19 protein-coding genes are annotated in these 25,800 nt (G+C 43.9%); 14 read left to right on the forward strand and 5 right to left on the reverse strand.

Features of this window, described 5'->3' with window-relative positions; translation table 11 throughout:
* Nucleotides 1-5 precede the first annotated feature (5 nt).
* From AAFN85_RS20765 to AAFN85_RS20810, 10 genes are all read left to right on the forward strand, one after another.
* Nucleotides 6-917 (forward strand): DUF4157 domain-containing protein, encoded by a 912-nt coding sequence (locus AAFN85_RS20765; RefSeq protein ID WP_347529530.1) that lies wholly within the window; start codon nucleotides 6-8, stop codon nucleotides 915-917.
* 2 nt (nucleotides 918-919) lie between these two features.
* Nucleotides 920-2,248: an ATP-binding protein gene (locus AAFN85_RS20770; RefSeq protein ID WP_347529531.1), complete on the forward strand. Its 1,329-nt coding sequence runs from the start codon at nucleotides 920-922 to the stop codon at nucleotides 2,246-2,248.
* Nucleotides 2,249-2,675: 427 nt separating this feature from the next.
* The gene (locus AAFN85_RS20775) at nucleotides 2,676-4,988 is read left to right on the forward strand and encodes a sensor histidine kinase (RefSeq protein ID WP_347529532.1); all 2,313 of its coding nucleotides are present in this window, start codon (nucleotides 2,676-2,678) and stop codon (nucleotides 4,986-4,988) included.
* A 4-nt stretch (nucleotides 4,989-4,992) separates the two neighbouring features.
* Complete coding sequence (locus AAFN85_RS20780; RefSeq protein WP_347529533.1) at nucleotides 4,993-6,942, forward strand: sigma 54-interacting transcriptional regulator; 1,950 nt, start codon at nucleotides 4,993-4,995, stop codon at nucleotides 6,940-6,942.
* 319 nt (nucleotides 6,943-7,261) lie between these two features.
* On the forward strand, nucleotides 7,262-7,444 hold the full coding sequence (locus AAFN85_RS20785; protein ID WP_347529534.1) for a hypothetical protein: 183 nt from the start codon (nucleotides 7,262-7,264) through the stop codon (nucleotides 7,442-7,444).
* Nucleotides 7,445-7,651: 207 nt separating this feature from the next.
* Nucleotides 7,652-8,197: a GNAT family protein gene (locus AAFN85_RS20790; protein ID WP_347529535.1), complete on the forward strand. Its 546-nt coding sequence runs from the start codon at nucleotides 7,652-7,654 to the stop codon at nucleotides 8,195-8,197.
* 6 nt (nucleotides 8,198-8,203) lie between these two features.
* Entirely contained in the window at nucleotides 8,204-9,379 is a 1,176-nt protein-coding gene (locus tag AAFN85_RS20795) for a M20/M25/M40 family metallo-hydrolase (protein ID WP_347529536.1), read from the forward strand.
* Nucleotides 9,354-10,694 carry a sigma-54 dependent transcriptional regulator gene (locus tag AAFN85_RS20800; RefSeq protein ID WP_347529537.1) on the forward strand — a complete coding sequence of 447 codons (1,341 nt, stop codon included), beginning with the start codon at nucleotides 9,354-9,356 and terminating at the stop codon, nucleotides 10,692-10,694. Before AAFN85_RS20795 ends, AAFN85_RS20800 begins: the two co-directional genes overlap by 26 nt.
* Nucleotides 10,695-11,262: 568 nt before the next feature.
* A complete protein-coding gene (locus AAFN85_RS20805) occupies nucleotides 11,263-12,654 on the forward strand; it encodes an outer membrane beta-barrel protein (RefSeq protein ID WP_347529538.1) in 1,392 nt (463 codons plus the stop codon).
* 302 nt (nucleotides 12,655-12,956) lie between these two features.
* On the forward strand, nucleotides 12,957-13,547 hold the full coding sequence (locus AAFN85_RS20810) for a hypothetical protein (protein ID WP_347529539.1): 591 nt from the start codon (nucleotides 12,957-12,959) through the stop codon (nucleotides 13,545-13,547).
* Nucleotides 13,548-13,633: 86 nt separating this feature from the next.
* Here AAFN85_RS20810 and AAFN85_RS20815 read toward each other — a convergent pair whose 3' ends face one another.
* Together AAFN85_RS20815 and AAFN85_RS20820 are read right to left on the reverse strand one after the other, a co-directional pair.
* Nucleotides 13,634-14,794 carry an aminotransferase class I/II-fold pyridoxal phosphate-dependent enzyme gene (locus AAFN85_RS20815; RefSeq protein ID WP_347529540.1) on the reverse strand — a complete coding sequence of 387 codons (1,161 nt, stop codon included), beginning with the start codon at nucleotides 14,792-14,794 and terminating at the stop codon, nucleotides 13,634-13,636.
* A gap of 2 nt (nucleotides 14,795-14,796) precedes the next feature.
* Complete coding sequence (locus tag AAFN85_RS20820) at nucleotides 14,797-16,125, reverse strand: amino acid permease (protein ID WP_347529541.1); 1,329 nt, start codon at nucleotides 16,123-16,125, stop codon at nucleotides 14,797-14,799.
* Nucleotides 16,126-16,517: 392 nt separating this feature from the next.
* On the opposite strand from AAFN85_RS20820, the gene AAFN85_RS20825 reads away from it, so the two are divergent.
* The 4 genes from AAFN85_RS20825 to AAFN85_RS20840 all read left to right on the forward strand — a co-directional run bounded on the left by AAFN85_RS20825 (nucleotide 16,518) and on the right by AAFN85_RS20840 (nucleotide 22,297).
* Nucleotides 16,518-17,549 carry a substrate-binding domain-containing protein gene (locus tag AAFN85_RS20825; protein WP_347529542.1) on the forward strand — a complete coding sequence of 344 codons (1,032 nt, stop codon included), beginning with the start codon at nucleotides 16,518-16,520 and terminating at the stop codon, nucleotides 17,547-17,549.
* Nucleotides 17,550-17,868: 319 nt separating this feature from the next.
* Entirely contained in the window at nucleotides 17,869-18,540 is a 672-nt protein-coding gene (locus tag AAFN85_RS20830) for a basic secretory protein-like protein (protein WP_347529543.1), read from the forward strand.
* 175 nt (nucleotides 18,541-18,715) lie between these two features.
* Nucleotides 18,716-21,004 (forward strand): GH92 family glycosyl hydrolase, encoded by a 2,289-nt coding sequence (locus AAFN85_RS20835; protein ID WP_347529544.1) that lies wholly within the window; start codon nucleotides 18,716-18,718, stop codon nucleotides 21,002-21,004.
* 321 nt (nucleotides 21,005-21,325) lie between these two features.
* Nucleotides 21,326-22,297, forward strand: a complete 972-nt coding sequence (locus tag AAFN85_RS20840; protein ID WP_347529545.1) for an NAD-dependent epimerase/dehydratase family protein — start codon at nucleotides 21,326-21,328, stop codon at nucleotides 22,295-22,297.
* Between the two features lie 203 nt (nucleotides 22,298-22,500).
* On the opposite strand, the gene AAFN85_RS20845 is transcribed toward AAFN85_RS20840, so the two are convergent.
* The 3 genes from AAFN85_RS20845 to AAFN85_RS20855 form a co-directional block, all read right to left on the reverse strand.
* A complete protein-coding gene (locus AAFN85_RS20845) occupies nucleotides 22,501-23,184 on the reverse strand; it encodes a TIGR02117 family protein (protein WP_347529546.1) in 684 nt (227 codons plus the stop codon).
* A 313-nt stretch (nucleotides 23,185-23,497) separates the two neighbouring features.
* Nucleotides 23,498-24,574, reverse strand: coding sequence for a nucleotidyltransferase domain-containing protein (locus AAFN85_RS20850; RefSeq protein WP_347529547.1), 1,077 nt, complete (start codon nucleotides 24,572-24,574; stop codon nucleotides 23,498-23,500).
* Nucleotides 24,571-25,326: a nucleotidyltransferase domain-containing protein gene (locus tag AAFN85_RS20855; protein ID WP_347529548.1), complete on the reverse strand. Its 756-nt coding sequence runs from the start codon at nucleotides 25,324-25,326 to the stop codon at nucleotides 24,571-24,573. Before AAFN85_RS20855 ends, AAFN85_RS20850 begins: the two co-directional genes overlap by 4 nt.
* Nucleotides 25,327-25,800: the final 474 nt, after the last annotated feature.

Genomic DNA, 25,800 nt, shown 5'->3' on the forward strand with positions numbered 1-25,800 from the left:
ATCTCATGAAATCAATCCATACCCGCCAGCCGCTTAACCAGCCGCAAGCCGATAAAGGTGAGAAGCCGTTTTTTAGCGGCAGTCGCGAAAAAGCCAAACAGGATAATGATGCCTTTTTCCAGGCCCGTAAAATTGACGGTAACCAGGATACCGCCCTCGAGCAGGAGGCCGATGCCGTTGCACACAAAGTAACCATGGCGCAGCAGGAGCCTGCCAAATCATCGCAACGGATGGGCCAGATGAGCGTACAGAAAAAAGGCGCGGATGAAGAAAAGGATGCAAAAGCAGGGCAGAAAAAGGAAAAGAAGGACGAAAAGGAAGAAGGCAAACCACAGAAAAAAGACGAGAAGAAGGAAGAGGAAAAGCCTCAGAAAAAAGAAGAAGAAAAGAAAGATAAAGAGCCGCAAAAAAAGGAAGAAGATAAGAAGGATAAGGAAGGCGTGCAGAAAAAAGAAGAAGAGAAAAAGGACAAAGAGCCGCAGAAAAAAGGCGAAGAGGATAAAAAAGACGAAGGCAAGCCGCAGAAGAAAGAGAAAGGCGAGGAAAAAGATGATAAAGCCGCCGCGCAAAAGAAAGAAGAAAAAGGCGGGGGCGTAGAGAAAACAGAAGGAAAACCGGAAGCCCCGGAAGCTAAGTTTGATAGGTTATTGAATGAAAGCAAGGGCGGCGGCAGTCCGCTGCCGGCCAAGGTAAGGGCGCAGTTGGAGCATCAGATGAATGCCAACTTTGAGCAGGTGAAAATTCACACCGGGCAGCAGGCGGTTGAGCTTTGCAACTTATCCAAAGCGCAGGCATTTACGCATGGCAATGATATTTACTTTAATGCCGCCAAGTTTGATCCGGAAAGCACCGCGGGTATGAACTTGCTGGCGCACGAATTAACCCATGTTGTACAGCAAAACGGTCCGCGTAAATAGTTATGGCTACAGATCTTAAACAGATAAAAGCGTTGTTGCAATACACGGCCGGATGCCTCAAAGCGCGGCTGCAGGCCTCGTTGGGTAATGAGGGAGCATTTTTACCGCCGCTGTTGCCGCGTTTGGATCGGGGCGGTAGCGGTATCGAAAAACTCATCAGCGACTATAAATTGGATAGCAACGAGGTGATCATACTGATGCTGGCATTGGCCCCGCACTTACAGGTTGATTTTTTTGATGAGATCATCCAGCCTTTTATGCAGGAATCAGGCGATTTCCAACAATTAGGCGGTGTACGAAGCCGGAACGGGCGTAGTTTTTTACCAACCGGGCAAACCGCGGCTTTTATACTGGCAGGCGATGATATGGAGAAACGATTGGACATCGCGGCCCTGTTCCACCATCAAAGCAACTTTGCCAAACAACATATTTTGTACCTCGAAGATGTGCCGGAAGGAGAGCCCGTATTATCAGGCCGGATAGTATTGCAGCCGGAGTACCTCGAACTCTTGATCAGCGGCACGCAATCCATCCCTAAACTAAGCATGAACTTCCCTGCACAGCATTTGGAAACTACCTATAACTGGGACGACCTGGTGCTTGGAGATATCACCCGTAAACAGATTGCCGAGCTTGAAAACTGGGTAAACTACCAACAGGTTTTAATGACCGATTGGGGCATGGAGCGAAAACTGAAACCGGGTTACCGCGCACTGTTCCACGGTCCGCCGGGAACGGGTAAAACGCTTACCGCATCGTTATTGGGCAAGTACACTGGCAAACATGTGTTCAGGATCGACCTATCTATGATCGTATCCAAATTCATCGGCGAAACCGAAAAAAATCTATCCAAACTATTCGAAAAAGCCGATAACAAAAACTGGATCCTGTTTTTTGATGAGGCCGACGCGCTTTTTGGTAAACGCACCAACGTAAAAGATGCCCACGATAAATACGCCAACCAGGAGGCATCATACCTGCTGCAACGTGTTGAACAGCATAACGGCCTGGTAATATTGGCCACCAACTTTAAAAATAACATTGATGAGGCCTTTATGCGCCGCTTTCAATCGGTTATCCATTTCCCGCTCCCCAATGCCGAGGAACGGTACACCATCTGGCAAAAAACATTTCCTCCTAAAGCTAACCTTAACGGGCATATTAACCTGGAGCAAATTTCGCGTAAGTATGAACTGAGCGGTTCGGGTATTTTAAACGTAGTGCAGTTTGCCTGCCTGCAAATGCTGGCTCGCAAAGAAGCCCGGATCTCGAACGAGTTGATCTTAGAAGGGATCGAGCGGGAATATACTAAAGAGAATAGGGTTTGGTAGCGATTTTTTTCAATGTCATTGCGAACGCAGCGTGGCAACCGCACGTAAGCATAGCCACCCTGTATAGCATGCGATTGCCACGTCGCCCTCGCGCGCTGGCCCTCGCCTGCTCCTCGCAATGACATGATCTTTTATACGCGCTGTAAAAATAATGTTACAGCAATCCCATCAAAAAGGTAATCCATACAATAAAAACCGTAAAACGTACATTGATTACCGCAATGGTGATAGATAGTTTTATTAAAACTGATGTATTCCTTTTCGCTATAGCCGCTGCAAAATTGGCTTCCAAATAAATAAGGCTGATTTGACCAAAAATGAATAAATTTACTGATCAAAACCTGTCATAGTTCCGCTGCATTTACCCGGGATGGCAGGGTTATGTTATTGTTTATAATTGTCTTTATTACAATAAAATACGCTGTACATGTTTAAATATATAACGTTATGTTTTATTGTTGTTTTTTTTGCATCCGGAGCGCTGGGGCAAAAAAAGATGGACGTTGCTACCATTAAACTCAATCTAAATAACTTAAAAAATAAGGCCGATACCAATGCCATTAAACTCCAGGTACAGCTTGGGAGTTACTACCTCAATAAAATAGGCGATCATAAAGAAGCGTTGGATAGCGGCATCACTGCTTTCAATAAAGCTATCCAGATGAGCATGGCTATCCGCTCAGCAAAATGGCTTAACGAGGCCTTAATGCTTAAAGGCGCGGCCTATATCAAACAAACCGATCTGAAACAGGGTCAAGCCACCTTTATGCAGGTAATAAATTATTACCGTAAAACCGGTGATAAATATGCCGAAAGCAAGATCTGGGCGCGTTTGGGCGATAATATTTCAGTAGATATTAAGGGCGCGATACCTGATAAAATGAATGCGTACGAACAGGCGCGTACACTATTTAAACAAACCGGCAACAAGCTTGAAGAAGCGGATATGATCAGGAGTGTTGCCGATATTCACCTCTACCTAAAAAAATTAGACCTGGCCGACGAGGAACTAAACAAGGCTTTAAAGCAATATAAATCCGTCGGCTATAAAAAACTGGCTACCACTTTTAACTCCCTTGCCGAGGTAAGCAAGCAAAAGGTTGATCTGCATAAAGAGCTTTATTACAGGCTTGAAGTAATTAAAAGCATGAATGAAACGGCGGATACCGCCCTGGCCGATTTTTATTACGCGAAAGTTGCCCTGGTTTATGCCGATCTGGACAAGTATGACCAAAGCCTTGTTTACATCCTTAAATCGGCCGAGATATTGCAGCAGCGCAAGCAGTACGAGGATTTTTACGGCTATTTAAGCCTCATTATTTACGATTACATTACCGCTAAACGCCCTAAAGAGGCGCTGGCTTACCTCACAAAGGCAGTTAAAGATGTGCCTCCTGCCATCCTTGCCCAAAAGGTTGATATGTACGAAGCCTTCGGTAATATTTATGTAGCCCTAAAGGATTACCCTAAGGCCGAGCAGTATTATCTGGATATGATGAGAGTGTACAAGATCACCAACTTTAACAAGGATTTTTACACAACCAACGAGCAAATGGTGACCGATTTTGTTCACTATAACGAAACCATGGCAGGTTTTTACCTGCTTACAGGTCAGTTTAAAAAGGCGGGCCTTTACACCAGCGAGATCCTGAAGCTGAGAGCTGATGCTATCAGGCCTATCACGCTTACCAAAATTCATCACATGCAGTTCCGGGTGGATTCGGCGGCGGGTAACTACGTGTCTGCCATAAAACATTTCGAGATCCATAAAAAGATCAACGATTCGCTGTTCAGCGCCATCAAAGCAAAGCAGATAGCAGAGTTGGATATAAAAAATAAAACGTTGGAAAGTGCACAGTCGATAAAATTACTGCGCAGCCAAAGCAAAAACCAGCGTGCCGAGTTGGCGCGGGTTAACATGCAGCGCAACATTACCTTTGCAGGTGTTGCCATGCTTATTATTGTAGCAGGCTTTGCATTTAATGGTTACCGGCATAAACAACGTAGCAATCAGCAGTTACAGCTAAAACAGGCTGAGATCAACGCGCAAAATACATCGTTACAGAAACTTGTTCACGAAAAAGATAACCTGCTTGATGAAAAGGATTGGCTGCTGAAAGAGGTTCATCACCGGGTAAAAAACAACCTGCAAATTGTGATGAGTCTGCTCAATACGCAATCGGCATTTTTAAAAAATAATGCGGCCCTTGCTGCCATTCGCGAAAGCCAGAACAGGGTGCAGGCCATTGCGCTTATCCACCAAAAATTGTACAGTAACTCGGGGGTGGCCTATATTGATATGCCGGTATATATTAATGAATTGATCAATTACCTGGCCGATTGTTATAACCCTGCCGAACGGGGAATCCGTTTTGAGCAAATGATACAGCCTATAAGACTTGATGTGGCGCAGGCTGTTCCCGTTGGCCTTATTTTAAACGAGGCTATCACCAATGCCATAAAATACGCCTTCTCCCACAGTAGGGGCGAAATAAAGGTGAACCTTCAACTGGCCGAAGAAACCATCATACTAACCATTGCCGATAATGGCAAAGGCCTGCCTGCTGATTTTGATATAAAACAAGCCCATTCATTAGGCATGGAAATGATGAAGGCCCTGAGTAAGCAGCTTGGCGGCTATTTTAAAATTGAAAGTTGCGGCGGTGCCACTATTACAGTTGAGTTTAGGGCCGAGAAAATATTGAGTAAATTAGATACAAAAACATATATAGCTAACTGATACTATGAGCAGAAAAATATTAATAGTTGAGGATGAATCGCTCGTAGCGTACGACCTGAAATTAATATTGACGCGCGCCGGATACCGTGTTTGTGGCATCGCCGATTCGGTGCCCGAAGCATTGGAAATTATTGAAGAGCAAAAGCCCGAAATGGTATTGCTTGATATTTTTTTAAAAGGAAATTTAAACGGCATTGACCTTGCCGCTACACTTACATCAAAAAATATAGCGTTTGTTTATTTGTCGGCCAATTTCCAGGAAAGCATCCTTGAAAAGGCTAAGGCAACTCAACCTTACGGCTTTTTGGTTAAACCGTTTCGGGAAAAGGAATTGCTGATCACGCTGGATGTGGCTTTTTATCGTCACCAAAACAGCATCGAATCGCGGTTACGTCGGGAGCAGGCTTTGGAGCAGGTATTTAAAAATATTGTAGCCGAGCCGATAACCTGGAAGCAGAAATTGCTCAAGATCTCTACAAGTTTACAACCCCATGTTCCGTTTGATTACTTAACTATCATAGTAAAAACCTCGGTAGGTTTCTCTGACGAGGCCATTTCTTTTCTGCGTACCGGTTTTGATGAATACCAGGTAATTGGAACGGACGAGTTTTTGAACGTAACCAAAGTTAACAAGGCCCAATTAAAACAATTGCAGGCCGATAGTCCGCTGGTTACTAAAACCAGTTTTTATAATGGAGCAGGCTTTGTAAAAATGCAATCGCAGTTTCCGGTTAAAAAGTTGATTGCGCAATCGTTTAATATGCAATCGTTTTTGGGCTTGCCTTTAAGCACTTCAACCGGGGATAACATATCGTTCTCGTTTTACAGTCGCAAAGCTGATTGCTATGCTAATGATCATGTGGTACTGTTAGATAGATTGCACCGATCGTTACTGAGTGTTATTGAAGAGATAATGCCGGTAGATCATGGCGAAATTGAAGCAGCTAAAAACGATAAATATACCGGCAAAGAACTAAGCGAAAAGAGTAAAGCGGCAGGTTTTCAGGGCATCATCGGTAAAAGCCACCAGATGCTTACCGTGCTTGACCATATCGGCATAGTAGCCCCGCTTGATACCTCGGTGCTTGTTTTGGGTGAGAGCGGTACCGGTAAGGAGCGGATTGCTAAAAGTATTCATTACCTATCGCCCCGTAAAAACAAACCACTTGTAGTAGTTAACTGCGCGTCGATGCCTGCTACCCTTATAGAATCCGAACTGTTTGGACATGAAAAAGGTGCTTTTACGGGCGCTATCGAAAAGCGTACAGGTAAGTTTGAACTGGCCGATGGCGGAACCATTTTTTTAGATGAGATAGGCGAGATGCCCGCCGAGTTGCAGGTTAAACTACTGCGCGTTTTGCAGGAGCAGGAGATTGAACGTATTGGAGGTAAAGGGCCTATTAAAATTGATGTGCGCATTGTAGCTGCAACCAACCGCAACCTCGAAAAAGAAGTTGAAGAAGGTCGTTTTAGGTTGGACTTATATTACCGATTATTTGTATTTCCGATCATTATACCGCCACTACGCGAGCGTAAGGATGATATACCTGTATTAACCAGCCATTTTTTGGAGCGATACGCGCAAAAAAGTGGTAAAAAGATCACCGATGTATCACCCGATGTAATGTCGCAGTTGCTTGAGTATCATTGGCCGGGTAACGTGCGCGAGCTGGAACATTTTATTGAACGGAGCGTGTTGCTTACCGATGGCCCTGTTATAAAACATGCGTATCTGCCTAAGTTTCAAAATAAAAAAGAAAGCCCTGTATTTGCAGAGGTTAAGAATGATAGGTTAAAAACCATTGATGAGCACGCCCGCGAACACATCCTTGAGGTGTTGAAACGCTGTAACGGAAAGATAAGTGGCAAGGATGGCGCTGCATCCAAGCTGGGTTTGCCGCCATCTACACTGCATTCAAAAATGCAAAAATTGGGGATCAAGAAGTGGGAGTAGAGAGGTATGAGTCTGAAAGATTTTAATTGATAAAGACGTCATTGCGAGGTACGAAGCAATCGTACAGAAGCAGAGGGGCCATGCAAATAAGCCCTGTAAAGTTCGCGATTGCTTCGTGCCTCGCAATGACGGTAGTTTATTAACTTTAACATCAACACCCTCTCATTTTGATAATATCACCATCTCAAAATGATAGCCCTTCAATCGCTAACCTCACAAGCAAAAAGCAATTTATAACCAATACAGCGCAATAGGCGCGTTTTTCCCATCTTTTGGCACAAACTTAGCCAATCATGAACTTTATCATCAAATAAAGATCATGGAATCGTTTTATAACATACTTGAAATTACCGCTTTAATAGCAGTGGTGATCATTCCGCTGGCTGGCCCTAAAAAGAAAAAAGCATCTCCTAAAACAGAAATAAGCGCGCTCGCAGTTAATGAAGATGGCTACCTGGAGCATTTTAAAATCACTCCGGAATATCACCACACGGTTGAATAAGATCAAAATATCTTGTTTTGAAAATAGAAGCCTTTCATTTTGATAGGCTTTTTTTGTACCCGTAAATTCCGGATAAACATAAAATCTTCATTTACATGGCCTAAACCTATAAATGGCATGGGCATGCCACAATGGGCATCCTTTTGGCATTGGGGTATGTACAGTTATTCAACAGATCTGTGCTGGTAGCTGAAATAAACATTTAAAATGGAAGATGAACGAATTATTGTGAGACCGGCCATCCCTGCTGATGTGGTGTTTGCCGATGAGATCATCAAAGAAATGGAAAGCTCGGCCATAGCCCGTGGATCGGGGATCTCGAAACGGTCGGCAGCTTCGGTAATAGAAAAGATAGACGAAGGCAAAGCCATCGTAGCCGTAACCGAAACCGGCGAATGGGTAGGTTTCTCCTACATCGAAACCTGGGATAACGGCGAGTTTGTATCCAACAGCGGCCTGATCGTATCACCAAAGCACCGTAACCAGGGTGTAGCTTCCGAGATCAAGGATAGTATTTTTAATCTATCGCGCAGCAAATATCCAACGGCAAAGATCTTCAGCATTACATCAGGTCTGGCTATTATGAAAATGAACAGCCGCCTGGGTTTCGAGCCGGTAACGTATTCAGAAGTAGCGCGTGAAACCCGTTTTTGGGATGCCTGCAAAAGCTGCGTGAATTACGATGTACTGCAAAATAAAAACCGTTGCAATTGCCTGTGTACTGCCATGTTGTTCGATCCTCAATTAAACTAACCTGTTATGATAAAAACATTGAACGAGCAGCAACCGGCTGCCACACTGAATGTACCATCACTGCCTTTAAACCCTCATTTTTTTAGCGAGAGCGTTGTTTTGTTGCAGCACATGATCAAAACGCAATCATTTAGCGGTGATGAGGCTGCTGTTGCCGATATCATTCATCAATATTTGTACGGATACTCGGTTAAGGTAAAACGCAAAGGAAATAATATCTGGTGCTTTAATAAATACTACGATGAAACTAAACCGACAATACTGCTTAACTCTCATATGGATACGGTTATGCCAAACGAGGGTTACACCAAAGACCCACTTTGCCCCGAAATAACCGATGGTAAACTGTATGGCTTAGGCAGTAATGACGCGGGCGGTTGCGTAGTATCACTGATAGCATCGTTCCTGCATTTTTATAGTTACCATGGCCTTGGCTTTAACCTTTGCCTGTCCATTACCGCCGAAGAGGAAAACTCGGGTGAGAACGGCATCAAATCCATCTTACCTCTATTAGGAAAACTCGAATTGGCCATAGTAGGCGAACCAACCCTACTACAAATGGCTATTGCCGAAAAAGGTAACCTGGTACTTGATTGCATCAGCAACGGCAGGCCGGGCCATGCCGCGCGTGAGGAAGGCGACAACGCCATCCACAAGTGCCTGCGCGATTTGGAATGGTTTAGCCTTTACCAGTTTCCGCAGCAATTGAAAGGATTGTCGCCCGTAAAAATGACGGTTACCACCATCAAAGCCGGTACGCAGCACAATATAACACCCGGCCGATGCGAGTTTACGGTTGATATAAGGCATGATGATACGTTTTCGCAAAAAGAGATAGTAGATATTATTAGGCGTAATGTATCCTGCCAGGTAACTCCTCGTCCCGGTTCGTTAGGGGCATCATCGGTACCGCTTGATCACCCTATTGTAAAAGCGGGTTTGGCGGTTGGTTGTAAAACCTATGTATCGCCTACCACTTCAGATCAGGCCTGGTTATCCATCCCCTCGATTAAAATTGGCCCCGGCGATTCGGCCCGTTCGCACTCCTGCGATGAGTTTATTTACCTTGAAGAAATAAAAAAGGGGATCCATTTATATGTGAGGTTGCTTGAAACGCTTCCGCTGGTACTCATCAATAATCCTAATAAATACAAAAATGAAACCAGGCATATTAATAATTGATGACGAAATAAAGCTGAGCGAGCTGATGGCGCGCATATTAACGCTGGAAGGTTATAATGTGATCCAGTCGCCAAATGCAAAAGCTGGTTTAAAGGTTATTGAGCGGGAAGATGTGAGGGTTGTTTTAAGTGATGTAAAGCTGCCCGATGCCAACGGTGTTGAGCTGGTGCAACGTATTAAACAGATAAAGCCCTATATCGAGGTGATCAACCTAACGGCTTTCGGCACTATAAGCGATGGGGTGTTGGCCATTAAAAACGGGGCATTTGATTATTTGACCAAGGGCGATGATAACGATAAAATACTGCCGCTGGTAAGTAAGGCCTTAGAGAAAGCCAACCTGCAATACCACATTAACCGGGTGCAGGATGAGGCGGAAACCCAACATGGGTTCCCGATAGTTTTAGGCCAGTCGCCGGCGATATTGGAAGCAGTGGAACTTGCCAAAAAAGTAGCCGGCACTGATGCCACCGTTTTACTTTTAGGCGAAACGGGTACAGGCAAAGAAGTATTTGCCGAAGCTATCCATTACGAAAGTCAGCGGAAAGACAAGCCTTTTGTGGCCGTTAACTGTAGTGCCTTTAGCAAAGAGCTATTGGAAAGCGAGCTGTTTGGCTACAAAGCAGGTGCTTTTACGGGTGCCATAAAGGATAAAAAAGGCCTGTTTGAGGAAGCCAACGGTGGTACCATTTTTTTGGATGAGTTAGGCGAGATGAGCCACGATTTGCAAGCCAAATTGCTGCGGGTGCTTGAAAATGGCACATTTATAAAAATTGGCGAAACCAAAATGGTAAAGGTGAATGTACGATTGATAGCCGCTACCAACCGCGATTTGCAAAAAGAATCGGAAGAGGGGCATTTCAGGCTCGATCTGTTTTATCGCCTTTCGGGGTTTTCTATCCTGTTGCCGCCTTTGCGGGATAGGATAGGGGATATAGAGGTGCTGGCCCGGCATTTTATCAAATTATACTCCGCCAAAGTGAAAAAGAAGCAGCCTGATGTTGATCCCAATTTTTTCAAGTTACTCAATCAGCATAAATGGAACGGTAACATCCGGGAGCTTAAAAATGTAATAGAGCGGGTTATTATTTTGATGGATGAACCGGTACTTACCCCCAAATTACTTCCTAATGAATTTCATAACGGCGGCTATTATGACCTGGTAGCGCTTGATCTGGATAGTGTGGAGCGACATCACATTCGCCGGATACTGAAGTATGTTAAAGGCAACAAATCTGAAGCGGCAAGGGTGTTGGGGATTGGATTGGCTACCTTATACCGTAAGATTGAGGAGTATCATATTTTGATGAATTGATCGCCACGAATTATTCCTCTTTGTCATCCTGAGGAACGAAGTATGACAAACGTTTTTTTAAATTATGGATCAGCCCCGCTGAGTTTTGCGAAACTTAGCGGGGCTGATTTTTTTGTAAATATTTTACGGTTCAAACGCTGCCGCAAGCGTGTCGCTTGTGGCCCGCGTTTAGGTCTACAACACGGCGGTTCGCTTGCACAGCTTAGTATATTGGCCACAAGCGACACGCTTGCGGCAGCGTTAGTTTAGATCTGCAACGTAGCTGTTCGCTCGTACAGCTTAGCATGATGGCCACAAGCGAGACGCTTGCGGCAGCGTTCCAATACCAGGACTTTATCAACACATCACCTTGATAAAACTACCCTCTCAAAATGAAATGGAATCCTCGCTCGTCTTCCATTAAAAAATAAATCAAAAACAATTAAAGTATTGATAATCAAATTAATCAAAAAGTATAGCCGTCGCTTGGTATAGCAATTGGCATGTGTGCCATAATTAACGCAGGCAGGTGCAAATAAACTAAACACTGCAACCGTACCTGCCGCGGGCAACTCATATCATATTCAAAATGAAAAAACTTCTCTTATTCGTAGCTTTAGGCCTTACACTACTTTTAGCCTACGCACAGGCAAACGCCGCCTCTTTAACCGACACCGTCGCTGTTAAAGACACCGTAAAAGCTAAACCCGAGCCATTTGCCTTTGGCGATTTTACCTGGCTTAACGGCAACGACCGCCGCCACAAAGCCCTTTTAGATACCAAATACTTTACCGGCCGTTTTTTATTGGATTTTAACTACACCGCCTCAAACCATAACCCTGTAGACCATACCGTAGTAGGTTCAACCGCCCTGGCCCGCGACCATGAGTTCGAGATCTCGACCGTAGCCCTCGGTGGCGATTTTCACTACGATAACGTGCGTGCCAGCGTGCTTACGCAGTTTGGCACCCGATCGACGGTAGTTCCACGTAACGATTTCAGCGTTACCCGCGGCCAGTTTGATCTTTCAACAGCTTACCGCTACCTGAGCGAGGCCAATGCCGGTTACCATTTCGATGTACTGAATGGTATCAATGTTGATGCCGGTATCTTCATGTCGTATGTTGGTTTGTTCTCTTACTATAATGCCGAGAACTGGGCTTACCAACCTTCATTTACAAGCGACAATACACCGTGGTTTTTTAACGGTGTCAGGATCCAGATCTTTGTATCTGACAAGTTAAAAATCGAGCCTTGGATCATTAACGGCTGGCAATCATATGGTATGTTCAACAGTCGCCCGGGCATTGGTGGCCAGATTCTGTGGAGGCCCAAAGAGTGGTTACAATTGTTAACCAATAACTACTACGGAGCGGATACACAGGATAAGCCCGGTCGTAAACGTTTCCATACCGATAACAGCCTGGAACTGCGTTACTTCAAAAACAAAAACAGTTTTGTAAACAGCATGGCCTTCTCCCTAACCGGCGACCTTGGCTACGAAAAAGGCGACGGCGTAAACGGCTTTAAATCTGATCCGGTTAAAGGTCCTGCCCAATACTTTGCCAGTGCCATGTTTTACCATCGTATGGTAATGGCTAAAGGTCACCTGGGTTGGACAGTTGGTGGTGGCGTAATGAATAACCCTGGTCGTTACCTGGTGCTTTACCCAACGGGTGATGCAAACCCAATCCCGGCTGTAGGCACAGGTGCTATCGGTACACATCCGTTTTCGGCTAACCCTGGCGATAAATTCCATGCTTATGATTATTCAACCACTGTGGATCTGATGCCAAACGATTACTTAACCTTCAGGATGGAAGTAGTACATCGCCATGCCGATGTACCTTACTTTGCAGGCCACGGTGGTGTTACCTCGCCAGATGGTTATAATACCACACCGCTTGGTGGAACTAATTTTACACCTGATCTGGTAAACTCTGAAACGAGATTTATAGCTGCTTTGCTGGTTAGGTTTTAATTGCATGTAGTATAGTCTACTCACCCGGTCTACGCTTCGCTGGACCACCCTCTCTACGGCAAGCCGTAAAGAGGGTAGGGAAAGCAAAAAACTAAAAATCCCCTCTTTACGCGCAGCGTAGAGAGGGGTGACAAGCGCAGCGATGTCGGGGTGAGTAAATATACAAGCGATACAAACGCATTTTCAAACCGCGATAATCTACTCTGTTTTGATTGTACAGATAGGTTTAGTAAAGGTTGGAGGCCGGGTTTTGCCGCCCGGCTTTTTTATGCCCTTAATTTTAATAATATATAGTAAACAACATGAAAAATGTAATGAAGATGATCGTCATTTTGATGATGATCGGCACACAGGTAAATAGCCTGATGGCACAAAGTAATAGCACCGGTATCTACCTTACCTTACAGGATTATAAGATGGGTAAATTAGCTTACGCCGACGCCAATAATTTAAAGCTTAACGAGTTTTTAGGTGGAAGTCATATCAACCTCAAAAGCGAAGGTAAAAAGGTAAGGCTGGCTAAAGCAGAGACCTTTGGTTATCGTTTTAATGGCGTTGATTACAGGTTTTACCACAACCAGGCCTACCAGGTATTGGATACAGCCGGTTTTATACTTTACAGCCATGCGCAGTTGATGCCACAAGGTAAGGGCTATGTAACCGCAACCATGTATTTTTTCAGCGTAAATCAATCCGCGCCGGTTACGGAGTTGACCATTGCCAACATCAATAAAAGCTTCGCTACGCAAACTGAATTTAGGTACAGCATCGAGAATTATTTCCATAACGATGCCAGCCTTGCTACTTATGATAAGCTTAATAAACAGTATGAAATTAAGTACTTGTATTTTGAGCACCAGCACAATGCTGCCACACAACACGCGTCATTGTAACTCCATAAAATTTAGGTTGAAACGCCGGACAGGTCGGATTCCGGAGTAAAATAAAAGTCCCGGCGCGAGGCCGGGCTTTTGTTTCTTTATATGGTGCTCAAGGCTTGTTCCAGATCGGCAATTAAATATTGCGGATCTTCCAGGCCGATGTACATCCTGATCAATTGATGGCGCTGGTCGTGTTGATTGTATTGATCTACTTTGATGGAGGCGATCGCGGGTACCGCAAGGCTTTCATGCCCTCCCCATGATACTGCCAGCAAAATGTGTTTTAGGCTATTACAAAACGTTTCGATCTTTTCGAACGAACTATCTTTCAAAGTGATGCTGAACAATCCACCGCAGCCTTGCATTTGTTCGCGCGCTAATTCGGCTTGTTTAAAATCAGCGCTAAATGGCCAGATCACTTGTTGTACTTTATCATGATTTGCAAGCCATTGGGTTATGGTTTTGGTGCTTTCAAAGCTTCGCTGCAAACGCAGCGGAAGCGTACGGAGGCCACGCAACAGTAGCCATGCCGCCGGAGGCGAAAGCGCAGGGCCAATGTTCATAAACTCATGCTCAAAAATGTGTTTAAGCATCGCTTTACTGCCGGTAAGTACACCCGCTACCACATCCGAATGACCACCGATATATTTTGTTGCCGATTGCGCCACCAGGTCGACCCCCAAAGCTATAGGTTGTTGAAAAAGCGGACTGCAATAGCTATTATCAATTATTGTTGTTATGTTTTTTGAACGTGCCAATGCGGTTACTCTTTTTATATCCTGCAGGTCATAGCAAAAGGTATTCGGGCTTTCGAGGTAGATGAGGCGGGTTTGAGGTTGAATGGCTGCTTCAAAGTTTTCAAAAACTGTTCCGTCAACAAAGGTAGTGGTAATACCAAATTTAGGCAGCAGATCTTGAAAAAGCTTGATGGTCCAGCTGTAAATGTTATCAACTGCGATGATATGATCGCCCGATTTCAACAACGATAGAATAGGGATGCTGATGGCACTTATCCCACTACTAAACAATAGGGCATCCTCGGCACCATCAAGGGCAGCCAGCTTTTTGCGTAAAATATTAAGCGTAGGGTTTTGCCCGCGCGAGTACAGGTTGCCTTCAAACTCATCGCTCATGGCGGCCCTTAGCCCGGCAACATCTCTAAAACTGAAGTTGCTGCTCTGCATAATTGGCGGCGAAACCGCGTTGAAGTACTGATCTCTCTCTTCCCCCAGTTCATTTAATATAAATGAAATATCCATAATTAAGGCGTAGTATAAGGTTGTTGGCTGCGTTTAGTAATAAAGTAAATTATAAGACCCGCTATAAAGGCCAAAATGCAAATTAAGGCGGCCTGCGGGTTTTCGATAAAAATGCTGATGGTTACAAACCAATAGGTAGTTATAAATATGATAGGGATAAGCGGATACCACTTCATACTATAAATACCGGTATCATTTAAATGTTTGGTTTTTCGGCGTAAAATAAAAATGCTTACCGCGGCTGTTGATAGTCCTATCGTATCAAAAAACATTACATAACTCAATATTTTTTGAAACGATCCGGCAAAGAACAATATCACCAATACTGCGCCCACAAAAAAGGTAAGTCCAAATTCCTGTACCTGTGTTTGGCTGTTAACACGCTTAAACCTGGCCGGTAGTATCCCATCTTCGGCCATGGCGTAATACACCCTCGGGTTTGCCATAATATTCACATTCACAAAAGCCAATACCGATACAAACATCAGCAACGATACTATTTTATAACCCGCTGTACCAAACAGTACACCCGCCAGCGTGGCTGCCAGTGTTGTTTTATGCTGCAAACCGCTGATGCCTAAAATAGAATAGTAAGCAAAATTGATAAGCATATATAGTGATATAACGGTAGCTATCCCAAAAAAGATGGCTTTTGGTATGTTAACCTTTGCGTTTATAATATCACCACCAAAATTGATGGTTTGTTGGTAGCCCCCATAGGTAAAAAATACAGCTACGAGGCTTAAACCAAACGCACTGATGCCGTTATTATTATGATATTCTATCACTTTACCGGCCTGTGCTATACTGCCTTTAAACACCGCGGCACATAAAATAAGTATCATACCTATTTTAAAAAGCGTAAGTACATTTTGCGTGCGGGCGCTCATTTTAATGCCCAGGTAATTGATCACATACAATATCAGCACCGAACCGATGGTCATGATTTTTACCCCTACATCATTTTGCAAACTTTGCGGCATAATAACCGGATTAATATACTCGGCCCCGATCAATGCTACGGCTGCTACAGACGCGGCGTTGCTTATCACTAATACCCAATTGATCATAAAAGCAAAAGCAGGATGAAAACAGAAAGAAAAAACTTTATAAAAACCGCCTGTGGTAGGGTAGCGGGCACCAATTTCGGCAAAGGTAAGCGCGCCACAAAGGCTCACCGCGCCGCCAAGCAGCCAAGCCCCGAAGTATAAATAGGGATTGCTGGATGTTTTGGCTACCTCGGCAGGAGCGGCGAATATGCCCATGCCTATAACCAGACTTACAACAATCATTGAAAGATCAAAACGGGTAAGTTTGGGCGTTATGCTCATGTAGTTTCAAAATACCAATTAATCAGGGTAAACACGAAGATAAATTTAACATTTAAATAAGCAGCAATTAACGGTGTAGATAATTTACGTGCGAAAATCACTTGTAGAAACTTTGTAGGGGTAGGCCTAATTGATAATTATCTTGATTTGTAACAATTAAAAGGTATTTTGCTCAAAATATTAGGTAAAAGATATCTTTGACCTTGTAATATCCTATAATTGGGCCTATTGTATCCTGCCTGGCCTCTGTTTACGGTAAAAACACATAAAACCATAAAGTTTTAACCATTTTGAGGGCGGATTTGGCGGGAATAAAAAACACAATAAGCAAACGTAATTGTTGGGGTACTACAGTAAAAGCGTAACAACCTAACACCTGAACAGTATATAGAATGATCAAGAAAAAAATATCCATCAAGGATATAGCCAAGCTAACCGACACTTCAATCACTACCGTATCATTTGTATTAAACGGCAAAGGGCGTATAAGCAAAGAGATCAGCAAAAAGATCCTGGACGTGGCCCAAAAAAATGGCTACGAACCAAACCGCATGGCGGTTGGCCTGCGCACGGGCGTATCAAAAGTTATTGGTTTGATAGTTGAAAACATAGGCGGTCCCTTTTTTGGGGAGATGGCCAAGGTAATTGAAGAGGAAGCCGAAAAAGACGGATACCGCATTATTTATTGCAGTACCAACAACAACCTGCAAAAAGGTAAGGACATGATCAGGATGCTATCGCAGCAACTGGTTGATGGTTATATCATAACCCCGATGAAAGGCCTTGAGAAAGACATTCAAAGCCTGGTTGATAGCGAGAAGCCGGTAGTATTAATTGATGGATATTTCCCCGGGTTTGATATTCCGCATGTATTGGTAAACAATTATGAGAGTGCTTACAATGCAGTAAGTTGCTTTGTGAGATCGGGCTATAAAAATATCGGCATGGTTACCGCTGATCTTGGCCTGGTGCAATTGAACGACCGCTCGGCAGGGTTTAAGGCTGCTTTAAAAGATCATGGCTTAAAAGATAATAGCAAAATGGTGCTCAAAGTGCCATATGATATGAGCAAGGCCGATGGCGTAAACGCTATTAAAGAATTTATCGGGAAGCAAAAGCAGATGGACGGTATCTTTTTTACCACCAACTATCTCGGTACTATGGGCCTGCAAGCTATCCGGGATCTTGGCCTTAGCATTCCCGGCGACTTGGCGGTGATCAGTTTTGATGATAACGAGATCTTTAACCTTTACCCGCCGGGTATTACAACCATTCAGCAGCCTACTTATGAAATAGCCAAATCGGCCATTGATATTTTGATGGAGCAGATCAGCAGCCGGAAAATGGATGCTTCGAAAATTGATTTGCAGATCCCTTCAAAACTGATAGAGCGCGGATCGACCCTAACAAAAGTTACGGCTTAATTTAACGTGAAAAAATTAAAGGGGAGTAGTTTAAAAACTATTTGGTAAAACGTTTTATTTAATTAGATTTGAAAAGATTTAAACGAAGGAATTGCCTGGACCGCTGTTTACATTGCCTTCATTTTCAAGCGCTTCATAGTTCTTTCTCCCCAATATTGTTTAATTAATTATAACTCCTGCTGTTTGAAGGTAGCAGGAGTTAATTTTTATATAGCATTTAGCAATAATATTACAGTAGGGTACATTGAAAATGATAAAACGTTTTATCTATATTTGTCACTTTAGTATTGCAGATAGTATTAATATATCAAACTAATCAATGAAAAAAACGCTAATTCTGTTCACAGTTTTTATTTCGGGCCTGCTTGCAAGCAATGTAACAGTTGCTCAGGAGGTTTTTAAACAAAAAGGTTACCAGGTAACTTTCATCAGTAAAGACGCTACTTTTAGTACTGCGCTAAAAGATCGCCTGATCAAAACCTTCTTCGAGGTTTATCCTAAACTGGCTAAAGAGTACAACAAAAACACTTCAAAAAAGGTAACCTTTGTTATTGATACCGCTTACGATGGTGTTGCCGCTACAGGTAACGATACCGTTGTTTTCAGCGCTAAATACATGGCTAAACACCCCGGCGATATTGATGTGGTTACCCACGAGGTAATGCACATTGTACAAGCCTACGGCAACAGCGACGGACCGGGCTGGTTGACCGAAGGTATTGCCGATTATGCACGTAATAAATTCGGTGTAGATAATGTCGGTGCAAAATGGGCGCTGCCAGCATTTAAATCAACCCAAAACTATGATAATGCTTACCGTGTAACTGCAAGGTTTTTGGTTTGGATAGAAAAAAATGTAAAGCCCGACCTGGTAAAAACATTAGATAAACAACTGCGTGAGCATACCTATACAGCCGATAGCTGGAAAAACCTGACAGGCAAAACGGTTGATGAGTTATGGACCGCCTATGCCGCTAACCCTGCAATTTAAGCTGGCATACAAACGTTTGTGTAACAAATTAAGCTATAGGATATTAAATAACCTGTTTTGCATAAATTAGCAGCCTTATCACAACAATTAAAAGTCTGTAAGATAATGGAAAACGGGCCCTGTGTTGACGAAATAAAATCCCCAAAAAAAGGGGAATAATGATATAGTAAATTAAATGAAGCGAATACTTACAGCATTATTAATGGGTTCGGCGGTATATGCGCAGGCCCAAAACAAAACCGAAAAACTGGTTGACTATGTAAAGCCCATCATCGGTACCCAACGTATGGGGCATACCTATCCAGGCGCAACAGTGCCATTTGGTATGGTGCAGCTTAGCCCTGAAACGGACACCGCCAGCTACGAAAAAGATGGCAAATATAACCCCGATGTATATAAATACTGCGCGGGTTATCAGTACGATGATAAAACCATTGTAGGCTTTAGTCATACACACTTCAGTGGTACCGGTCACTCAGACCTGGGCGACTTTTTAATTATGCCTACTGTTGGTAAGCTACAGTTAAATCCCGGTACGGCAGATAAACCGGGCAGCGGTTACCGTTCGGCATTTTCGCACCAGAACGAGGTGAGCGCGGCCAACTACTACAAAGTAAAATTGGATGCCAATAACATCACTGCCGAGTTAACTACTACGGCAAGGGTTGGCTTTCACCAGTACACATTCCCAAAATCAGATCAATCACATATCATATTGGATCTGATGGCTGGCATCTATAACTATCCCGATAAAAACGTTTGGACTTACCTGCGGGTAGTTAACGATACAACCGTGATAGGCTACCGCCAAACCAATGGCTGGGCGCGTACCCGTACTTTGTATTTTGCCATGAGCTTTTCTAAGCCTTTTTATCAGCATGGCTATAAAAAATATGATAAACGCGAAGTTTACGGTGGTTTCTGGGGCAAATTTAACCAGGTGAAAAACTTCCCTGAAATTGCCGGGAAGCAACTGCGCACCTACTTCGATTTTAAAACCGAAGAAGGGGAGAAGATCAAGATCAAATTCGCGATCTCGCCGGTAAGCATGGATGGCGCGCTGAACAATATGCGTACCGAAGCACCTGGATGGGATTTTGATAAAGTGAAAAACGACGGTCAGCAGCTTTGGGAAAAAGAACTGCACAAAATTGAAATTGCCGGAAGTAAAGAAACCAAGCTTAACTTCTACACTTCAATGTACCACACCATGATCAACCCAACCTTGTACATGGATGCCGATGGCCAGTACAAAGGTTTAGATCAAAATGTACATAAAGCTGACGGCTTTACAAATTATACTACATTCTCGCTTTGGGATACTTACCGCGCCTTGCACCCGCTGTTCAACATCATTGAGCCGAAACGCAATGCGGATATGGTTCAATCAATGCTGGCCCATTATGATCAAAGTCCGGAGCATATGCTGCCGGTATGGTCAAACTCGGGTAACGAAAACTGGTGTATGAGCGGTTACCACAGTGTTGCAGTAATTGCCGATGCTGTTATAAAAGGTAATGTAAGCTTCGATGCTAACAAGGCACTTGACGCCTGCGTAGCCACCGCCCGTCATCGCGATTATGAAGGTATTGGCGAGTACATGGACAAAGGTTTTATTCCCGATGAAAGAAGCGGCGTATCTGTGTCATCAACAGTTGAATATGCTTTTGACGATTGGGCTATCGCTCAACTGGCTAAAAAACTAAACCGTAATGACATTTACGAGGAGTTCATCAAACGATCAGAAAACTATAAAAATGTTTATGATCCATCGATAGGCTTTATGCGTCCTAAATCGGCTGCTGGTGTATTCCGTGCTAAATTCGACCCATTGAGCACCATTAACGAAGGCTTTATTGAAGGTAACAGCTGGAACTATACCCTGTTCGCTCCGCAGGATCCTGAAGGTTTGATCAAAATGATGGGTGGCGATAAACGTTTCGTGCGTTACCTGGATTCCTTGTTCACCATGAACCTGCCAGATAAATATTTTGCCGAAACTGAAGACATTACCCGCGACGGTATCATCGGTAATTATGTTCATGGTAACGAACCATCGCACCACGTAGCCTACCTGTACAATTGGACTGATAAACCATGGAAAACCCAGGAACGTGTACGCATGATCCTCCCGATGATGTACAAACCAACACCTGATGGTTTAGGTGGTAATGATGACACCGGCCAGATGAGCGCCTGGTACATATTCACCTCGCTTGGTTTTTACCCGGTAGCACCGGGTTCTGACGAGTACTCAACCGGTAGCCCAGCTGTTGACCACGCGGTGATTAACCTGGATAATGGCAAAACATTTACGGTTAACGTTAAAAACCAGGGACCGAAAAATGTTTATGTACAAAAAATGGTATTGAACGGCAGAACGCTTGATAAACTGTTTATCAGCCATGCCGATATCATGAATGGCGGCGAGATCACGTTTTACATGAGCTCGAAGCATAAATAAGAGATTAGAGGTTGGAGATAAGAGGTTAGTTGTCTCAAGGTTAAGCTCTGATCTCGGCCGGTTTAGACTTACGAAGTTTTTAAAACTTCGTAAGTCTGGATTTGTACCCTGTGAAAGGGGGAATACAGAATTAGCCCAATAGGCTCAGCTTGGCATTTTTTACTTGTCATCCTGAGCGATAGCGAAGGATCTTCTTCGCAGTGCGGGGCGGCTATACAGGGCGAAGAAGATGCTTCGTTTCTCAGCATGACAAAGGGGGAAATGTCTCCGATAGTCTTCGCTTTAAAAAAAAGCATTTTAATCCTACAAAATCTATAAAACGTGTATAGTAACAAGAAATCTATCCTTGTAATTGGTGCATTGGGTCAAATTGGTACTGAATTGACCATTGCCCTACGTGCAAAATATGGCGCGGATGCGGTTATCGCTTCAGATCGTCATCCGGTAAATGAAAAAACAACGCAAGCTGGTCCTTACGCGCAGTTAAATGTGCTTGATAAAGCAGCTCTGCAAACTTTGGTTCAGGAAAAAAGTATCACCCATATATATCACCTCGCGGCTGTGTTATCGGCAACCGGTGAGCAAAACCCATTGATGGCCTGGGATATCAATATGCAAGGCCTTTTAAACGTACTTGAGGTAGCCCGCGAAGAAAAGCTGGAGCAGATTTTCTGGCCAAGCAGCATTGCTGTTTTTGGTCCGGATGCGCCTAAGGTTGATTGCCCGCAGGATGGGGTTACTAATCCATCCACCGTTTATGGCATCAGCAAAATAGCAGGCGAGCAATGGTGCCGTTATTACTTTGAGAAATATGGATTGGATGTGCGCAGTATCCGTTATCCGGGCTTGATCAGCTACTCAGCCCCTCCGGGCGGTGGCACTACCGATTATGCCGTGGCTATCTTTCACGAAGCTATCAAAACAGGCAGCTACGAATGCTTTTTGGCTGAAGATACCAGCTTACCGATGTTGTACATGGATGATGCCATCCGCGGCACGCTCGAACTGATGGAAGCGCCTGCCGAAAACATCAGCATCCGCACATCATATAACTTATCAGGTCTAAGCTTCAGCGCCGCCGAACTTGCCGCCGAAATACAAAAACACAAACCCGAACTACAAGTAACCTACAAGCCGGACAGTCGCCAGGCCATTGCGGATAGTTGGCCGCAAAGTATTAACGATGCCATAGCCCGCAAAGATTGGGGTTGGAAGCCGAAATATGATGTTGGTTTAATGACAGAGGATATGCTGCAGAATCTGAGCATTAAATATACTGAGGAGACTATATAGTAAGAAAACCCATTTGTCATTTCGACGAGCGGGGTGAGGATTGTGCACCGGGGGAGGAGAAATCTTGTACGACCTGCTTTAACGAATGCAAAGCCGCTTAGCAGGACGTATAAGATTTCTCTTTCGCCCCCTACACTCTTTCCCTCTCTGCTCTTTCGAAATGACAACTTTTATTAGATAGAGCTGATGTTTTTATGGCCTCTCTATCGGTAATGATAAAAAATACCTCTGTCAAACGGTGTCCAAACACAGGCGGTTTGCCCTCCGGCTTTCAGCACATTATTAGCCCAGGTATTGCAGGTATAAAATAGATTGTACTTGCGTTTAGCTTCGTAAAACGCATCATTGTTATCATAATTGGCGTTGGTTTTTATGTTGATGACATTATCGGCGGCATCGCGTTTAAAACTGTTATCAATAAATGCAACCATGCGCTTGTATTGATCATTGCTGATCATGATCTTTTTACAGTCGTTGCTTTCGCGGATGTTAGGGTAATAAATGGCGTGGATAGCCGATGTGCTTAAAGCGAAGGCCGCTTTAAAAGCAGTGCTGAATTTCAAATCGGCCCATGTAGGGGTGTTGAGGTAAAAACCTTTATCGCCCCAGCCAATAGCAAGGTATTTGTTGGTGGTATCTTTGGATATGGTATTTTGATAGCTCATTTCTTTGCTCCAATCAACAATTGCTGTTTTTACAGGTAAAACCACATCGGTATGATCGCCATTGGTCAGGATGTAGATGGCCACGTCATTAGCTGTATTAGGTTCTTTCTTTACACTCCATACTGAAAATATAAATGCCGAAAGGGCGTAAAGCAGTACAAATGCTATAAAGCCAAGAACAAATTTCAGTATGATACGGGCAATTTTTTTGATGATGTTCATAATTAAGGTTAACAGGTTTGGTTGTCTTAATTAATACTGGAATAACGTAAAGGTAACCCGGGAGGAGGTGGGGTTTGAGCGTCGCGCTTGTCTCGTCGTTGTTGGTGTTGTCAGCATAGTTGTTCGGAAGAAATAAGAAGAGCGGGGGAAAGTGCGATTCCCTCCCCTGGGAGGGTGTAGGGAGGGGTTTCTACGATGTACTTCTTTGCTGATCATGACGAATAAACCCCTCCCTGCCACTACACAATCCATCGCACCCCTCCCCAAGGAGGGAATTAAAAAACGCTGGGTTGAATGGATATAGATCTTTTAATTATTGATAACCAGCTGTATAAAATTCCGCTCTGATCTCCAATAAAGCATCCTCCGCTTTCTGTAAATCCGGTCGTTCGGGCAGGGGAGAGGTGCTGTATAATTCACCTATCTCCATCATCTTTTCTTCTACCATCAGCATCAGATCGTCAAACTCAAATTCGCCGTTACGGATTTTTAGCAGAAAATCCCTGTCGGGTCGGTTCACTCTTACCTCGCCATATTGCGCTATTTCGGCGGCCATATTAAGCAGCCGGAAGGTGTGCATCATGTTTTTAGCATCGTAGTTTTTGCCCTGCGATAAGGTGCTTTGATAGCGCAGTTCATTGCGTTTGGTTACCCATTCGTGATATTCTTTGTACTCTTTACAATATACCGAATAGCCATCTTTATTAAAGTTCATCACAGCAAGATGAGCGAGGCCTTTAGGAACCGAGCTTAGCTGAACATCATCTGCCTCCGGACCGGATATGATCCCCCTAAAACTACCCTCAGTTAATTGGGTTTGATGATAAAGCAGGTATCCGTTCCTGAAATGATCCAAACTAACCAGTCCGCATTGATCCTGAGCCAAGCCATTTGTCTCAAGCCACTCTGTTAATGTAACGCTACCATCGTTATAAATAACATGGCAAAAATCTAATACCGACCGGCGTTCTTCGTCCATAGGTTTGTTGATCTTCTTATTCAAGCCCCGGGCTTTTTTTATCTGCGAATGCGCGTAACCCGCAAAAGTATCCAGGCAAAGTTTCGACAAAAAATCTTCCGGTTTTATCAACTCCATCAGCGGATGGCGGTACAGCACAAATTGCTTTGGTGTATTTAGCAGCTCCAGTATATTAGGGTTGTTTTTGGTAAGGAGTTCTAAAAATCGCCCTATCTCAAAATAGACCTCATCACTGCTTTCATTAGCTACCTGCGCTGTTTGTGTAAAACCGTACAATTGCTTTTGAGGCATAATGAAGATGCCCTTTTTATCCGTATCCGATCCTTTAACGTTGAGGTTATACGCGGTGCTCCCGCTGATACAATCGAGCAGGAACCATCGCGGGTTTTGTTTTAAATAGTTAAAAGTCATCGGTGTACGTATTTTCTGAACAAGGCATTTAGCTTGTCGGTTTGTTTCTTTTCTGATGGCAACTCTGCTATTCGCGCTTTGCAATAGCTTAGGGTTTCGGTAAGCCATTGTTTCAATACCGGAACAGATTTTACTGCAGCTTTTTCAACGGCATTCCGTTTCTGCTCCAGCAAGGGTTCTATAGCCTGCTGAACAGCGTCATCAGTTATGATTACCCGCAATTTAGCAAATTCCATTGGCGGTACGCTTTGCCGGTCAACTATCCAAAGGCAAGCCAGGGCAGATCTTAGCGCGTAAAAAAGCCGCTTCAGGTTCATCTCATCGCCTTGCAGGTCATCAGTGAGTGCGTTGAATGCGAGCGACGCGTAATGGTTAGCCATAGCCTTTGGAGAAAAATAGCCGGGCATTAAAGCACGAAGTTCATTAGCAAAGCCGGTTGCTTCCATATACACAACTGGCGATTGCAGCCATTCGTACGGCGATGAGTTGGATTTTAGAAACAATTTAAGCGCTTTCTGTATATCCCAACCACGCAGATCAAGTTCATCATTAAGCGGGAAGTCCAAAAAGTCGGGCATGTTGGTTATGCTGAGATAGTGATCGAGTGGGCGCACGTAAAAGAAGCGCACATCATAATCACTATCCGGCGAGGCAAAGCCCCAGGCCCGGCTGCCCGATTCGCAGGCGTAAAGTATTTTTATATTTTCGGCCTGCTCCAGTCCAAGCAGTTTTTGTTGTATGGTTTGGTTCATGATATTGTTCAGTTAAAAGTTTAAATAAAGAAACCGGGAGCAATAATTAATGTGCGGTAGGTTTTGCGTGGAAAGCGAAGTATCGCACGTACACGGCATCCCGGTTTCTTTTACTGATAAAGGTTAGGTTGCAAAGTTTTAATAAACAGCGGTTAAAGGCGAATAGCCGATAAGTAATCGGGGTCCCATGCTCTATGCTGCTGAGCTACCTTAGCTTTACGCTACGGGCCGGACTTATACCGGCGACCTTGGGGTTAGGCGAAGTAATACTTATCTACGGCACTTTAACCGCTGTTCATTTTTAAAAATAAGGGCAACAGGTAACAAGTCTCTATTTTATGCTCTACCAACTGAGCTACCGCGGTTACCCGCGGGCCGGGTTCGAACCGGCGACCCTAACGTCCCTAAACGAAGTATTACTTGTTTACGGCACCTTATTTATTTTCAATGTTTTAAAAAGAAGGGTAACAGGTT

It is taken from the genome of Mucilaginibacter sp. CAU 1740 (genome assembly GCF_039839285.1).
In the GTDB taxonomy this organism is placed as follows: Bacteria; Bacteroidota; Bacteroidia; order Sphingobacteriales; family Sphingobacteriaceae; genus Mucilaginibacter.

Bases quoted from the DNA above. Each gene is read 5' to 3' on its own strand.
- AAFN85_RS20845 (WP_347529546.1), bottom strand. From the start codon at position 23,184: ATGAACATCATCAAAAAAATTGCCCGTATCATACTGAAATTTGTTCTT.
- AAFN85_RS20810 (WP_347529539.1), top strand. From the start codon at position 12,957: ATGAAAAATGTAATGAAGATGATCGTCATTTTGATGATGATCGGCACA.
- AAFN85_RS20825 (WP_347529542.1), top strand. From the start codon at position 16,518: ATGATCAAGAAAAAAATATCCATCAAGGATATAGCCAAGCTAACCGAC.
- AAFN85_RS20850 (WP_347529547.1), bottom strand. From the start codon at position 24,574: ATGACTTTTAACTATTTAAAACAAAACCCGCGATGGTTCCTGCTCGAT.
- AAFN85_RS20770 (WP_347529531.1), top strand. From the start codon at position 920: ATGGCTACAGATCTTAAACAGATAAAAGCGTTGTTGCAATACACGGCC.
- AAFN85_RS20805 (WP_347529538.1), top strand. From the start codon at position 11,263: ATGAAAAAACTTCTCTTATTCGTAGCTTTAGGCCTTACACTACTTTTA.
- AAFN85_RS20815 (WP_347529540.1), bottom strand. From the start codon at position 14,794: ATGGATATTTCATTTATATTAAATGAACTGGGGGAAGAGAGAGATCAG.
- AAFN85_RS20820 (WP_347529541.1), bottom strand. From the start codon at position 16,125: ATGAGCATAACGCCCAAACTTACCCGTTTTGATCTTTCAATGATTGTT.
- AAFN85_RS20800 (WP_347529537.1), top strand. From the start codon at position 9,354: ATGAAACCAGGCATATTAATAATTGATGACGAAATAAAGCTGAGCGAG.
- AAFN85_RS20790 (WP_347529535.1), top strand. From the start codon at position 7,652: ATGGAAGATGAACGAATTATTGTGAGACCGGCCATCCCTGCTGATGTG.
- AAFN85_RS20775 (WP_347529532.1), top strand. From the start codon at position 2,676: ATGTTTAAATATATAACGTTATGTTTTATTGTTGTTTTTTTTGCATCC.
- AAFN85_RS20765 (WP_347529530.1), top strand. From the start codon at position 6: ATGAAATCAATCCATACCCGCCAGCCGCTTAACCAGCCGCAAGCCGAT.
- AAFN85_RS20835 (WP_347529544.1), top strand. From the start codon at position 18,716: ATGAAGCGAATACTTACAGCATTATTAATGGGTTCGGCGGTATATGCG.
- AAFN85_RS20830 (WP_347529543.1), top strand. From the start codon at position 17,869: ATGAAAAAAACGCTAATTCTGTTCACAGTTTTTATTTCGGGCCTGCTT.
- AAFN85_RS20855 (WP_347529548.1), bottom strand. From the start codon at position 25,326: ATGAACCAAACCATACAACAAAAACTGCTTGGACTGGAGCAGGCCGAA.
- AAFN85_RS20795 (WP_347529536.1), top strand. From the start codon at position 8,204: ATGATAAAAACATTGAACGAGCAGCAACCGGCTGCCACACTGAATGTA.
- AAFN85_RS20785 (WP_347529534.1), top strand. From the start codon at position 7,262: ATGGAATCGTTTTATAACATACTTGAAATTACCGCTTTAATAGCAGTG.
- AAFN85_RS20780 (WP_347529533.1), top strand. From the start codon at position 4,993: ATGAGCAGAAAAATATTAATAGTTGAGGATGAATCGCTCGTAGCGTAC.